Genomic DNA, 12,065 nt, shown 5'->3' on the forward strand with positions numbered 1-12,065 from the left:
ATAAAAAAAGCTATGTATAATTTGCCGCACTCGGAAGGGTGGCAGAGTGGTTTAATGCACCGGTCTTGAAAACCGGCGTAGGTGAAAGCCTACCCAGGGTTCAAATCCCTGCCCTTCCGCCATATACAAAAGGCGCTTGATAACTTCAAGCGCCTTTTTTATTAAAAACAATAAAACAAAACCAGTCATCTATTTTCATTTCTGCATACATTGAACTCTGCTTAACAATTACTAACTAAAGCAATATGCGTTCAACCAAATTTACCTTGGCATTAAGTCGGCATATTTGTATTATCCGCCTGATTTTAGTTTAAAACCCTTGGCAATTATGGAGATTGATATGCAAGAAGTTTATAGCGCCCAGACATCTCAAGTATTGAGCCAAAGCGAAGCCAGCAAAGTTTTGCGTAATACTTATTTTTTGCTTGGACTGACCTTGGCTTTTAGTACTATCACTGCTGGCATTGCGATGGCGGCAGGCATTGGCCATGGGGCTGGTCTTGTTATGAGTCTTATAGCAATGGCTCTGATATGGTTTGTATTACCAAAGACAGCCAATTCCGCTTCGGGTTTAGCAGTTGTTTTTATTTTTACCGGATTGATCGGTGCCGGGCTCGGGCCAGTTATTAACAGATATCTAGCCATGGAAAATGGTGCATCTATTATTATGCAAGCCCTAGGCGGTACTGCCGTTATATTTATTGGTCTTTCAGCTTATGTACTCACCTCTCGAAAAAATTTCAGCTTCTTAGGTGGATTTGTTGCTGTGGGGATGATGTTAATGCTTGCCATTATGCTTTTTTTACTGGGAGCATCTTTTTTCGGTTACCAATTTTCCGCCCTCCACCTGGCTTTTTCTGCTGGCATTGTTTTATTAATGTCAGCACTTATCCTTTATCAAACAAGTGAAATCATTCATGGAGGAGAAACAAATTATATTCTCGCAACTACGAGCCTCTATTTATCGATCGTTAATCTTTTCACCAGCCTACTGCATTTACTGGGTGTAGCTAACGACGATTAACATTTATCAATCAACACAGACGCTAAAGGCTCCATAAAGGAGCCTTATTTTTTTGATTGTACCCGTTATGATATTTTCAATTAATGTTCAATCCCCTCCCTCCTCCCAGGCCAGCTATAGCGCCTATCAATTTTGTAGAGCTTTATTAAGACAGGGCCATAATCTTCATCGCGTATTTTTTTATCAGGATGGCATCTACAACGCAACCAACCTGGCCGCGCCCCCACAAGATGAATTAGATTTGTATAGTGAATGGCAAAAACTTTCAAAAGAACACAGCGTGGAGCTAGTGGTTTGCATTGCTGCCGCACTGAAACGCGGGTTACTTAATCAAGAAGAATCCATTCGTTACAACAAGGCGGGCCATAACCTTGCAGAGGGATTTACATTAGGAGGACTGGGGCAACTAATTGAAGCAGCAGCAGTATCAGATCGACTAATTACATTCGGGAATTAATATGCACAAAAAAATCCTATTAATTAGTCGCCACGCCCCCTACGGTAACTCTATTGCAAAAGATGCATTCGATGCTGCATTAGCCACAGCAATTTATGACCAGGACCTGAGCATGCTCTTTATGGATGACGGGATATTCCAATTACTAAGAGATCAACAAGCTCAAGAAATTTCTCAGAAAAGCTTCACCTCGATGCTATCCGCTTTACCTTTTTACGACATAGATAAACTATATATCCATCAAGAATCGCTGGAGCAGAGAGGCCTGACAATTGAAAACCTGATTGTTGATAATGCGACAATTGTGAATAGTGCTCAAATATCCAACCTTCTAAACCATCAAGATCATATTCTGAGCTTTTAGAACATGAGCACATTACATACCGTTAATAAGTCATCCTTTACCAACCGTGCTCTTGAATCGTGTATTTTGATTTGCAGATCCAGCGATGGAATATTATTACTGGAAGACGGGGTTTTTAGTGCTTTAAAAAGCGCACCAAATGCTACGGCGCTAGAAGCTCTAAACCAACAAGGCATTCACATTTATGCCCTTTTAAATGACGTAAAAGCACGCGCTCTTGAATATAAAATTGCCGCTCACATTCAATTGATCTCCTATGATGAATTTGTATCGCTTACCGTTAACTTTAACCGGGTTCAGAGCTGGTACTAATATGCATATCATAGTCAACAATCAACAGCTCGCTGTAGACAAAGATGGCTACCTGGAGAGCCTGCAGCAATGGAATACCGATGTAGCCACAGAAATTGCACAGAATGAAAACATTCAATTATCAGCGGCTCATTGGGAAATAATTTATTTGTTGCAGGATTTTTATAAAGAATTTGAAATTTCACCAGCAATGCGCGCACTGGTAAAATACACGGAAAAAAAATTAGGTCCGGAAAAAGGAAAAAGCATTTATCTACTTCAATTATTTCCACCCAGCCCCGCAAAAATCGCGAGCAAAATTGCCGGCCTTCCTCGCCCTGCCAATTGCTTATAATTTAGATCCATCATTAAAAATGAAAAAAGCGAGCATTAAGGCTCGCTTTTTTCATTAACTCTGGTAAAAATATTTTAATACGACTTAAGCCGCATCAATAGATTTTATAGTGCCTTTTGGTAAAACGGCATGCACTGCAACCTTTTGAAACTTGAGCTCCACATTATTGCCAGTTTCAAGAACTACATAATTTTCATCTACTTTGATGATCTTACCCAACATTCCACTAGTCATTATAACTTCATCCCCTTTTGTCAAAGCAGTCACCAAATTTTGATGCTCTTTCTGACGCTTGCGTTGAGGACGAATAATCAACAAATACATAAACAGGAACATACCACCAAACATTAGCAACGTAATCATTGGATTACCTTGTTGTGCTGGTGCGGCCTGAGTCTGGGCCATTGCGGATGCGACTAAGAAACTCATGGATTAACCTCTCAGAATAAAGAGCGCTAACTCTACCTGTTTTATAACAAGCAAGCAATTAGCGCAATTTAATCTAAAGGAACGGATCGGAGGAAGTTGAAAGATCAGGCATAGTCCCTGAAAAGCTTTCTAAATACGCTGGGAGACAAACTTGTCCAACGCTTAAAGGCGTTTGTAAAACTTGTTCTATCAGAAAAATCTAACGCTTTAGAGACCGTATCAACACTCATATGTTCATCGATAAGGTATTTGATCGCATAATGAAAGCGAAGCACATCGCGCAATTGAGCGAAATTAGCCCCCTGTTGCTGCAATCGACGCTGGAGTGTTCGTTTAGACAATTTAAGATCTTCCGCGATTCGATCAATACAAAGATCCTCACGGCCAACCCTTTGTTTTAAAGCATCAATCACTCTTGCAGAAACACCTTCAAATTTTGGTATTTCAGCCATAGCCAGATATTCCGGATATGATCTTACTTCTGATCCTTCGAAAGGATTTTCTGAATATTGTTCGCTGTTACGGTAGATTCGCTGTAATTGAATCATCCAGGCGTCTCCTTTGCCAATCTAAGGGCGTTGTTAAATCAATCAGGAGCATTTTTCCAAGGGCAAACCATTGTATGTTTACCTCCGACCATCCATGAAAGTTCATACTCAACTATTGAGGATTATAGACGAACTTTTTTTGAATCAAAGTGAAACACGTATAATTTGCAAACAAAACGTGACTTTATTATCACACATCATTATATAAATAGTCTTTTAAATGCCATTGCGTATAAGCGCGAGCATTTCCTGATCATGAGTCTTTGTATTTACCTTATCCATAATCGCTACCAGCCTTCCCTCTTTGTTGATCAGAAAACTGGTACGCAAAATTCCCATAAACTCCCTACCCATGAATTTTTTCAGCCCCCACACGCCATACTTCTCTGCAATAGAGTGGTCCTCATCAGCCAAAAGTTCAAAATTTAATTCATATTTATCGACAAATTTTTTTATTTTCGCAGGTGAATCCGGGCTTACGCCCAAAACTACAGTATCAAGTTCCGAAAAAGCGCGATCATTGTCGCGAATACCGCAGGCTTGCACGGTACAGCCAGGCGTTGAAGCCTTTGGATAAAAATATAAAACAACGTTGTTTTTTCCCCTAAAGTCCTTCAGGGAAACATCTTCATTGCGAAAATTTTTTAAGGTAAATACAGGGGCAAGATTACCAATTTTTGGAAAAGCCATGAAGATATTAACTCCGAAGATACTTTAAAAATATTACGAGATTCTGCCCACAATGTATAAGGTCAGCAAAACTTTCTGTTATGCGAAAGTCAATCTTTTTTATCAAACCCACCAAAAAGTGCATCTTTTTCATCAGCAGTTACCGTCGTTGTAATTATGGGTGATTCGACAACAGGATACCTAACACAATTGCGCCCATCACGCTTTGCCTGATAAAGCCATGCATCCACCCGTTCAATAAATCCTTCATGGGTATCGCTATGATGACCACGAAATTCATCCACGCCTAAACTGGCAGTCACTGACAAGGATTGATTGTCGTACACCAGCGGAGTGCCTTCAATGGCTTCGCGTAAACGCTCAGCAACATTTTTTGCCTGACGCAAGTCGGTGTTCGGCAACAAAACGACAAACTCTTCACCACCAAAACGACACGCATAATCCAATTTACGAACAACCAAAGTAATTTGTCGGGCAACCAGGACTAAAACCTGATTACCAATTTCATGCCCCCAGGTATCGTTAAACTTTTTAAAGTGATCGATATCCAACACAATTAGGGAGAGAGCCTGGAATGAGCGGCGGCTACGTTCCATTTCAAGCGGCAAGGTATCTGAAAAAAAACGGAAATTATATAAACCGGTTAGCGCATCCGTACGCACCTGCTCTTTCAATAAATCAATTTCATCGCGCAAGCTTTGTAATTCATGTGAAAGCTTGCAAGGCGCATCGCCCAGAGGGCATATATGCAATTCGGACGCAGGTGATGAATCCATAAAGAGAATCAGAACAATAAATAATTAGATAAGGTGCCACAAGTCTAGACGATAGACTCCCTCACCACCAATCAAATTCACGACAGCTTATACCGAATCAGAGCAGCCCTGCGGCCCTTGATCAATCACGATAAATTTTCAGTAAATCACCATAGTGATCAATCCGTCGATCCCGTAAATACGGCCACATACGGCGCACTGTCTCACTGCGAGACAAATCCACAGCTATTACTTTTGTTTCTTCCTGGTCAGTAGTTGCTTGGTAGAGAAACTCCCCTTGGGGACCCGCAATAAAACTACTACCCCAAAATTTCAATCCGGGGCCACCAGCAGGATCAGGCTCGTGGCCGACTCGATTAACACTAATGACCGGTATACCATTTGCTATTGCATGTGCACGCTGTACAGTAATCCATGCTTCTCGTTGTCGGCGCTGCTCATCGTGTTTCTCTTGCGGGGACCAGCCAATGGCAGTTGGATAAATAAGCAAGTCAGCACCAGCCATCGCCATCAGCCTTGCAGCTTCAGGAAACCATTGATCCCAACACACCAAAATGCCCAGTTTACCGACAGAAGTCTGGATCGGATGGAAACCCAAATCGCCCGGTGTGAAATAAAATTTTTCGTAGTAGCCCGGATCATCAGGAATATGCATCTTGCGATATTTACCCGCGATAGTACCGTCACGCTCGATAACCACAGCGGTATTATGATGCAACCCCACACCACGTTTTTCAAAGAGCGAAGCAACTATCACAATATCAAGTTCACGAGCCAAAGCAGTTAGAGCATTTGTACTCGGGCCGGGAATGGGTTCAGCCAAATCAAAATGATCAGAAATTTCTTGCTGGCAAAAATACAAGCCACGATGTAACTCCTGTAATACAACAAGCTCAGCCCCCTGCTTTGCGGCAATGCGGATTTGCTCGATCGATTTGGCAAAATTAGCAACCAGATCAGCAGTACAGGATTGCTGTACCACGCCGACATTCAATAATTTATTGGGGTAATTTTTTTGCATTTAGAATTGCTCCAAAACACCTTCGGGAATTTGCATGGTAATACAATGCAAGCTTCCACCCTGTTCAATCAATGATAAACATGGGATGCCCATAATTTCATAACCGGGAAACGCTTGTGAAACAACTTCCAATGCCTCTTCATCCATTGGTAAATCATAGATGGGAACTAACACTGCCTCGTTGATCACCAAAAAGTTCGCGTAAGTCGAGGGCAAACGTGAATCTGAATCACGTCCCAAAACCGGGCCAGACCAAGGTAACGGCAACAAGCGATAAGGTTCACCATCGGCATTGGTAAATGTTTTTAATTGTTCTTCCATTTTTTTTAGCGATGCGTAGTGCTCATCTTGCTGATCATCACAGGCGGTATAAACAATCGTGTTATTCGGACACAATCGGGCCAGGGTATCAATATGTCCATCAGTGTCATCACCGGCAAGATAACCGTGATCCAGCCAATTAATTTTACGCACACCGAAATCAGATTTTAAACGCGACTCAATGTCTTCTTTACTTAAATCCGGATTGCGATTTTTATTTAACAAGCAAGACGTGGTTGTCAGCAAAGTTCCTTGCCCATCCGTTTCTATAGAACCACCTTCCAATACCCAATCCCGAACTTCAAGCGATGCATAAGGAAAAGCTTTTTGTGAAAATAACTGACGGGTAATTTGATCATCTTGTGCATGCGGAAATTTATTGCCCCAGCCATTAAATTTAAAATCCAATAATTTAAATCCATCCGGACTTTCCACTGTTAACGGACCATGATCCCTTGCCCATGTATCGTCGCTATTACAGGGATATAAATAAATGTATTCCAGCGGAGCACCCATTGCATCCAACCGCGCACGTATTGATTCAAGCTCATCTTCAGGGGCTGCAATAACAACATCTGCATAATCACTAATAACGGTAGCAAGTGCTTCATAAAGCTCTGTCACTTCCTCCTGAATCCAGCCCCAGGGGGTATTTTTATGTGGCCAGGTAAGCAAGACGGCATCTTGCGGTTCCCATTCAGCGGGCAGACGTTGGCTTGACATAAAAAACACCTCATGAAAATAAAATGGCCAGATTAAGGCTGGCCATTATAAACAAGCTATATGATGGGTTCACGACAGATTTGAAGTAACGGATTAATTAGCAGGCTGAATGGTTTCTTTGGCTGGCAGCGAAATAATTCCATCCGCCCCCACTGACTTACCATTTCCCCCTTTTTGTGGTTTGGCAACGGGACTCCCTACTTGCACGATTGCAGTAATAACCCTGCTATCACGCTGTCCATTTTGAATAATACTGGCCTGCAAATTAACGTAATAACGCCCGATTGCTGGCGCGTTGATCTGAATGGGCAGTTTATAATCTGTTTCCCGGGTCAGTAAAAACTCAAAATGACCTGGAGACGAAACCAGCTCTAACCCGGCTCCTGCTGTTACATCTACCTGCATAACACCGCCCATTGGTGGTGCCGACAAAACCAGTTCAAAGTTGCCTACCCCGGGCGTGTCCAGAAAAAATGGTTGGGGGGTTTTCAATGTGATGGATGCACCCGGTTTGGCAAGATGCGTTCGCGGTTCACTTTTTTGCGCAGGCGAAACTTGTGTATCAGGCGTGTCACATGCCGATAATGAAACTGCTAATATACCAATAAGCCCTGCCAATGCAGCCTTCCAAAAACATTCTCTATCCATCTTTCAATTACCTGTTTAAGTAGTTACCTGGCGGCATAGTTAGTGCGTAGTTAAATGCATAGTTAGTAAATTAAGCCAGCAACATCGCTAATTCAAAAATTGTGCGCGCACATCAAAGCAAGCTGTCATTGGCACGCTGTCATCGCCATCTTTTGCACGTGCATCCACCAATTCCAGTACATAGGTTCCTGCCGATAAAAACCGGGAAAAGCTTTCCTGATCGGCTGCTGGACCTTCAGCAAACCCAATTAATATCCCACGACGATAAAGATAAAAATCAGGGTCTGCTGTGCCAGAATCATCTGCGGTTTCCACGGCGGAAAATTGGTAGGTTCCCGCACTTGCAACAGTCAATAAAAAATATTGGGCGACGGCCAATTTGTTATAGGAACCAAAGCGATTACTACTGCAAACTTTCACCGGGTTATTGTTCAATGGCAATGTTTTATAAACCGGCAAATTTTCCGTATAACCACCGGAATTACTTTCTCCCGCACCAAACTCATCCGTAACTTCTATATTTTGCTCAAGCAATAAACTATTAAAATGGGTAGCTTGTGCCGGCAATTTTTTGCGTAATTGATCAGCAAAGGTATAAATAGAAATCAAACCACTGGTGCCTGCATAATTTTCAGCGCTGATAACCTGAAAAATATCCGAGAAATCACGCGCACTTTTACCACTGCTACTGGTATAGAAGTTATAGATAACGGATTGCACCGAAGCTTCTGAGTACCACCCCCTGGTACCGCTATTTTTTCTACTAACATCATTGAAAAAACCATCCGCTTGTTGTTGGCCACTGGAGTCACGATAGCTGGCATCATCCAGCATCATTGCAGAAAAAGCATTTGCAAAACCTTCAGACATGGCCACACGCAGATCCAGTTTATCATCGTGCGAGTGATCCCCGCCGATACTGTCTGAACGCGCAAAGCTCGCTTCTATATAGTGTCCCCATTCATGCAACAGGACGTGGCGGTCATATTCATCAGTATCATTATTTTCATCGCCTAAAATATAAATGGCATCACCGCCAAAATAACTGGTACCAATTTCACCGAGGCTACGATCACCTTCCGCAGCTCTGTTTTTAACACTCCAACGTAATTCCAATGGCGGAAAATCCTCAAGGTTTCCAGCCGCCTGAAAACGCGTTACCCCTTCATAAAGCGTATCCAGAATTGCAAAAGGGGCAGCAACGCGCGCGTCAGTGTATCCATTGCCACCCCACCCCGACGACGCATGCAAGTTACGCACTGCGTTTGCATTCGTTGCGGCAACCAAACTGCCGATCATGGAATAAAGCGAATTGCCATTAGTATTGTCAGTCACCTTAAAATTCCAACCCGGCGATTGGGTACGCAATAATTGTGCTTTTACCCTGACTTTCACCAATTTATTGCGTGCAGCACCAAGTGAGTAATGACCGTCACTATCACTTACGGTGCTTGCCAGGATCAGATTATTTTCATCCAGCAATTCCACCAGCAAGCCTCGCCCAGCACGCGCAAAAACAGCTGAATAATCCAGGCCCCTGGTACTGTGGGGAACAAAATCATAGGTAATTTTCCCACTAATATTCACGACTGCAGACACAGAGGAATTACTACTGGCAAGGGACCTGCCATTTGAAGAGCCGGTACTCGATAAACTGTTCGCATTTGCAGAAGAAGCAATTATCGATGAAGAAGAATTACTGCCCGGAATAAGATTTGAGCCGGATGAGCCGCCCCCGCCACCACACGCTGTTATCAGTATTACCGTTAATAAAATTGAAAATCTGCGCATAGGCTCCACAACAATAGAAATCGCAGTAGTAACACGAACCATGCCTAACTCCTGCTTTACCTGATCCTGAAGCCCTTGAAGGCGATAAACACCATAACGGCAAGCATAGCCAAAATATTAATGAAGGACATAAAACAGCCAAGGCGACGATGGTTATTCCATCCCATATTTGGCGGCACGATGGGATTAGCTATCGACATCAGAAAGCAGCTGCCTATAATATCGACCAAAACCAATCGCTCCCCACCCATGGAGGCTCTGTGCTTCTTAAACTTCTGTTTTTTGCCGTTATAGTGACCTGTGTCATCATCTTTTTTGGTCGCTATAAAAAAATGAATGATGAACAAAAACGCAAAGCACTGTGGCGTGCAGGTGTTGGAGCTTTTTTAGGTGTATTAGTTCTATTGGTGATGTTTCAAAAAATGCACTGGATCGGCGCAGCTATAGCGGCATTGATTCCATTCCTGCGCAATGCATATGGGTTGGTCGCGCAAATATTGCCATTTTGGTTACAACACAAAAAAACGCAGCAAAGCCAAAACACACAGCAAGAACAATCCCCGCCAGCCACATCCCCGAATAATATGGCGATAACAGAAGCCCAGGACATTCTTGGTTTAACGGGTGATATTTACAAAGGCGATATTACTGTCGCTATGGTTCAGGACGCGCACCGCCGCCTGATCCAAAAGCTACATCCTGATCGCGGTGGCAATGATTACCTTGCGGCTAAAATTAACCAGGCCAGGGATTCACTGCTGAAAATCCTGAAAAGCTAACCTGTAGCGTTTATTTATTGTGCTCCTGCAACAATAAATGTATATATCGCCCCAGCGAGCGATAAGGTTCCTGTTGCGAAAATTCCAATTCCAGTTGTAGCAACGTATCAGGTTCACGCGCACGGTGCTCTTCATTAAAAATATAATCGTGGAACACTCGAATACCACTGTGACACAAGGTCGATAGCGGTAATTGCCTTACCCATTCCAATACCTGTGCCGGATTTTGTGGATTAATCGGTGTGAGGCTACCACGCGAACCGCCGTAATCCTGATTGATAATTTTTTTGAAATTGGTGCGTAACAAGTTTTTATAGATTAATGAATGCACGTTATAAAAAGTCAGCGATAAAAAAGCACCCGGAGCAAGGTAATCCAGCAAACACGGCAACAGTTGTTGCGGCTCCTGTAACCACTCCATCACCGCGTGGCAGATAACAAAATCAAACTGGTTTTTACCATTAAGGTGTAAATGTAAATCTTGTATGGATGAATGAACCAACGTGATTTTATTTTCCAGGTTCAGCGTTTTTATTGGTTCTTCTGCAAGCTTGAGCATTTCAGCAGAAATATCGCAAATCACTACGTCATGCCCGGCTTTGGCCCACTGAAGGGAAAATTGCCCTTGTCCACCACCAGCATCCAGGATACGCCAGGCTTTCACAGGATTGGATGCAGACGGATAAACCGGTAAATGCGCCTTACAATCGCGCTCCAATACAGCGAGGCGAATATCACCCTTTAGTCCACCATAGATATTTTTTTTGAAACGCCGGGCGAGATCGTCGAAATTGCGATCTTGCTGTATTGATTCTTTTGCCATTCGCCACTCGGGTAAATAAAATTGTCGATTCAATCCTGCCAGCCAGATTTTTATGACCGCAGCCAATAACTGGTTTGTTTACATGATCCTGACCAGTGATCAACAAGTTTACACTGGAATCACTACCGATATGGCGCGGCGTTGGCGCGAACATACATCCGGTAAAGCCGGTGCCCGTTATTTTCGCGGACGCACCCCACAACAATTGTGTTACCTGGAAACGGAACATTCACGGTCAAGTGCAAGCCAGCGTGAAGCAGCAATCAAGGCGATGAATGCAAAGGCAAAACGTTTATTGATTGAACAGTATGCAGCACAAACGCAGGCGTATCTTGTACACCATCAATTGCAAGAGCTTAATCAAACTGCCACAAATAGTGCTATTTCATGAATCCTGCTGCAAAACGTATTAACTGTGATCGTTGCCTGCGCCCATTGCGCAATTGCATTTGCAGTTTGGTAAACATCCACAACAATATGATTGAATTATTGATATTGCAGGATAAAACCGAAGCAGTTAATGCCAAAAATACGGCGGGTTTATTACATCTATGCCTAAAAAACAGCCAGCTTTATAAGCTCAATTCCGATGAATCTATGGCAACCGCTGAGCTTGATCGCCTATTATTTGCTAGCGGCAAACAACCATTGCTGCTCTATCCGCCCACCCGCGATGCAGCGGCGTTGGGATTGGAAATGCCACTGCCCGCACCTGATATCAGGCAAATTGGCCCCAATGGTTTACGGTTGGTAGTTATAGATGCAACCTGGCGAAAAAGCCGCAAGATGCTCTATAAAAATCGACCATTGCAAACTCTGCCGCGCCTGGCATTGGAAAATCCACCGGACTCCCTATATCTAATCAGGAAAGCCGGCAACAAAAATCAGCTTTCCACGCTGGAGGCAAGTTGTTACGCTCTACAGCAACTCGAACAGGACCTTGTTGATTACTCGGCATTGCTGGACAGTATGCAGCGTTTTGTGACCCAGCAATTCACCTTTCGCCCTGTATAAACCCCTATTTT

General features: G+C 43.2%; 17 protein-coding genes and 1 tRNA gene. 9 read left to right on the forward strand and 9 right to left on the reverse strand.

Annotation, left to right across the window (positions count from 1 at the left end; translation table 11 throughout):
• The first annotated feature begins 32 nt into the window (after positions 1-32).
• The 6 genes from A596_RS09865 (at position 33) to A596_RS09890 (ending at position 2,491) form a co-directional block, all read left to right on the forward strand.
• Positions 33-122: transfer RNA gene (locus A596_RS09865), tRNA-Ser, on the forward strand.
• A gap of 218 nt (positions 123-340) precedes the next feature.
• Positions 341-1,024, forward strand: coding sequence for a Bax inhibitor-1/YccA family protein (locus A596_RS09870; protein WP_039914057.1), 684 nt, complete (start codon positions 341-343; stop codon positions 1,022-1,024).
• A gap of 52 nt (positions 1,025-1,076) precedes the next feature.
• Positions 1,077-1,481, forward strand: a complete 405-nt coding sequence (tusD, locus tag A596_RS09875; RefSeq protein WP_235425663.1) for a sulfurtransferase complex subunit TusD — start codon at positions 1,077-1,079, stop codon at positions 1,479-1,481.
• Position 1,482: 1 nt separating this feature from the next.
• On the forward strand, positions 1,483-1,845 hold the full coding sequence (gene tusC, locus A596_RS09880) for a sulfurtransferase complex subunit TusC (RefSeq protein ID WP_039914059.1): 363 nt from the start codon (positions 1,483-1,485) through the stop codon (positions 1,843-1,845).
• Positions 1,846-1,848: 3 nt separating this feature from the next.
• Positions 1,849-2,157, forward strand: coding sequence for a sulfurtransferase complex subunit TusB (gene tusB / locus A596_RS09885; RefSeq protein WP_039914061.1), 309 nt, complete (start codon positions 1,849-1,851; stop codon positions 2,155-2,157).
• Position 2,158: 1 nt separating this feature from the next.
• Positions 2,159-2,491, forward strand: a complete 333-nt coding sequence (locus tag A596_RS09890) for a TusE/DsrC/DsvC family sulfur relay protein (RefSeq protein WP_039914062.1) — start codon at positions 2,159-2,161, stop codon at positions 2,489-2,491.
• 84 nt (positions 2,492-2,575) lie between these two features.
• On the opposite strand, the gene yajC is transcribed toward A596_RS09890, so the two are convergent.
• The 8 genes from yajC to A596_RS09930 all read right to left on the reverse strand — a co-directional run bounded on the left by yajC (position 2,576) and on the right by A596_RS09930 (position 9,480).
• The gene (gene yajC / locus A596_RS09895; protein ID WP_039914063.1) at positions 2,576-2,920 is read right to left on the reverse strand and encodes a preprotein translocase subunit YajC; all 345 of its coding nucleotides are present in this window, start codon (positions 2,918-2,920) and stop codon (positions 2,576-2,578) included.
• A gap of 104 nt (positions 2,921-3,024) precedes the next feature.
• The gene (locus A596_RS09900) at positions 3,025-3,468 is read right to left on the reverse strand and encodes a helix-turn-helix domain-containing protein (RefSeq protein ID WP_039914065.1); all 444 of its coding nucleotides are present in this window, start codon (positions 3,466-3,468) and stop codon (positions 3,025-3,027) included.
• A gap of 216 nt (positions 3,469-3,684) precedes the next feature.
• Entirely contained in the window at positions 3,685-4,158 is a 474-nt protein-coding gene (bcp, locus tag A596_RS09905; RefSeq protein ID WP_039914067.1) for a thioredoxin-dependent thiol peroxidase, read from the reverse strand.
• A gap of 89 nt (positions 4,159-4,247) precedes the next feature.
• Positions 4,248-4,934: a GGDEF domain-containing protein gene (locus A596_RS09910; protein WP_039914069.1), complete on the reverse strand. Its 687-nt coding sequence runs from the start codon at positions 4,932-4,934 to the stop codon at positions 4,248-4,250.
• Between the two features lie 121 nt (positions 4,935-5,055).
• Positions 5,056-5,955 (reverse strand): carbon-nitrogen hydrolase, encoded by a 900-nt coding sequence (locus tag A596_RS09915; protein ID WP_039914070.1) that lies wholly within the window; start codon positions 5,953-5,955, stop codon positions 5,056-5,058.
• The gene (locus A596_RS09920; RefSeq protein WP_039914071.1) at positions 5,956-6,999 is read right to left on the reverse strand and encodes an agmatine deiminase family protein; all 1,044 of its coding nucleotides are present in this window, start codon (positions 6,997-6,999) and stop codon (positions 5,956-5,958) included.
• Positions 7,000-7,092: 93 nt separating this feature from the next.
• On the reverse strand, positions 7,093-7,647 hold the full coding sequence (locus A596_RS09925) for a hypothetical protein (protein ID WP_039914072.1): 555 nt from the start codon (positions 7,645-7,647) through the stop codon (positions 7,093-7,095).
• Positions 7,648-7,734: 87 nt separating this feature from the next.
• Positions 7,735-9,480 (reverse strand): hypothetical protein, encoded by a 1,746-nt coding sequence (locus A596_RS09930; protein WP_052417374.1) that lies wholly within the window; start codon positions 9,478-9,480, stop codon positions 7,735-7,737.
• Between the two features lie 218 nt (positions 9,481-9,698).
• On the opposite strand from A596_RS09930, the gene A596_RS09935 reads away from it, so the two are divergent.
• A complete protein-coding gene (locus tag A596_RS09935; protein WP_052417419.1) occupies positions 9,699-10,217 on the forward strand; it encodes a J domain-containing protein in 519 nt (172 codons plus the stop codon).
• A gap of 10 nt (positions 10,218-10,227) precedes the next feature.
• Here A596_RS09935 and A596_RS09940 read toward each other — a convergent pair whose 3' ends face one another.
• Positions 10,228-11,040: a methyltransferase domain-containing protein gene (locus A596_RS09940; protein WP_039914074.1), complete on the reverse strand. Its 813-nt coding sequence runs from the start codon at positions 11,038-11,040 to the stop codon at positions 10,228-10,230.
• Between the two features lie 52 nt (positions 11,041-11,092).
• Here A596_RS09940 and A596_RS09945 point away from each other — a divergent pair, with 52 nt between their 5' ends.
• Positions 11,093-11,431, forward strand: a complete 339-nt coding sequence (locus tag A596_RS09945; RefSeq protein WP_235425664.1) for a GIY-YIG nuclease family protein — start codon at positions 11,093-11,095, stop codon at positions 11,429-11,431.
• Positions 11,428-12,054, forward strand: a complete 627-nt coding sequence (locus tag A596_RS09950) for a tRNA-uridine aminocarboxypropyltransferase (RefSeq protein WP_039914076.1) — start codon at positions 11,428-11,430, stop codon at positions 12,052-12,054. Before A596_RS09945 ends, A596_RS09950 begins: the two co-directional genes overlap by 4 nt.
• The last annotated feature ends 11 nt before the right edge of the window (positions 12,055-12,065 follow it).

The sequence above is a fragment of the Cellvibrio mixtus subsp. mixtus J3-8 genome, from assembly GCF_000766945.1.
Taxonomy (GTDB): domain Bacteria; phylum Pseudomonadota; class Gammaproteobacteria; order Pseudomonadales; family Cellvibrionaceae; genus Cellvibrio; species Cellvibrio mixtus_A.

What these genes read in the sequence shown, in the direction of transcription:
- tusB (WP_039914061.1), top strand. Translation starts at nt 1,849, where the DNA reads ATGAGCACATTACATACCGTTAATAAGTCATCCTTTACCAACCGTGCT.
- A596_RS09940 (WP_039914074.1), bottom strand. Translation starts at nt 11,040, where the DNA reads ATGGCAAAAGAATCAATACAGCAAGATCGCAATTTCGACGATCTCGCC.
- A596_RS09910 (WP_039914069.1), bottom strand. Translation starts at nt 4,934, where the DNA reads ATGGATTCATCACCTGCGTCCGAATTGCATATATGCCCTCTGGGCGAT.
- A596_RS09930 (WP_052417374.1), bottom strand. Translation starts at nt 9,480, where the DNA reads ATGGTTCGTGTTACTACTGCGATTTCTATTGTTGTGGAGCCTATGCGC.
- A596_RS09900 (WP_039914065.1), bottom strand. Translation starts at nt 3,468, where the DNA reads ATGATTCAATTACAGCGAATCTACCGTAACAGCGAACAATATTCAGAA.
- A596_RS09945 (WP_235425664.1), top strand. Translation starts at nt 11,093, where the DNA reads ATGACCGCAGCCAATAACTGGTTTGTTTACATGATCCTGACCAGTGAT.
- A596_RS09870 (WP_039914057.1), top strand. Translation starts at nt 341, where the DNA reads ATGCAAGAAGTTTATAGCGCCCAGACATCTCAAGTATTGAGCCAAAGC.
- A596_RS09925 (WP_039914072.1), bottom strand. Translation starts at nt 7,647, where the DNA reads ATGGATAGAGAATGTTTTTGGAAGGCTGCATTGGCAGGGCTTATTGGT.
- A596_RS09915 (WP_039914070.1), bottom strand. Translation starts at nt 5,955, where the DNA reads ATGCAAAAAAATTACCCCAATAAATTATTGAATGTCGGCGTGGTACAG.
- bcp (WP_039914067.1), bottom strand. Translation starts at nt 4,158, where the DNA reads ATGGCTTTTCCAAAAATTGGTAATCTTGCCCCTGTATTTACCTTAAAA.
- A596_RS09950 (WP_039914076.1), top strand. Translation starts at nt 11,428, where the DNA reads ATGAATCCTGCTGCAAAACGTATTAACTGTGATCGTTGCCTGCGCCCA.
- yajC (WP_039914063.1), bottom strand. Translation starts at nt 2,920, where the DNA reads ATGAGTTTCTTAGTCGCATCCGCAATGGCCCAGACTCAGGCCGCACCA.
- A596_RS09920 (WP_039914071.1), bottom strand. Translation starts at nt 6,999, where the DNA reads ATGTCAAGCCAACGTCTGCCCGCTGAATGGGAACCGCAAGATGCCGTC.
- A596_RS09890 (WP_039914062.1), top strand. Translation starts at nt 2,159, where the DNA reads ATGCATATCATAGTCAACAATCAACAGCTCGCTGTAGACAAAGATGGC.
- tusC (WP_039914059.1), top strand. Translation starts at nt 1,483, where the DNA reads ATGCACAAAAAAATCCTATTAATTAGTCGCCACGCCCCCTACGGTAAC.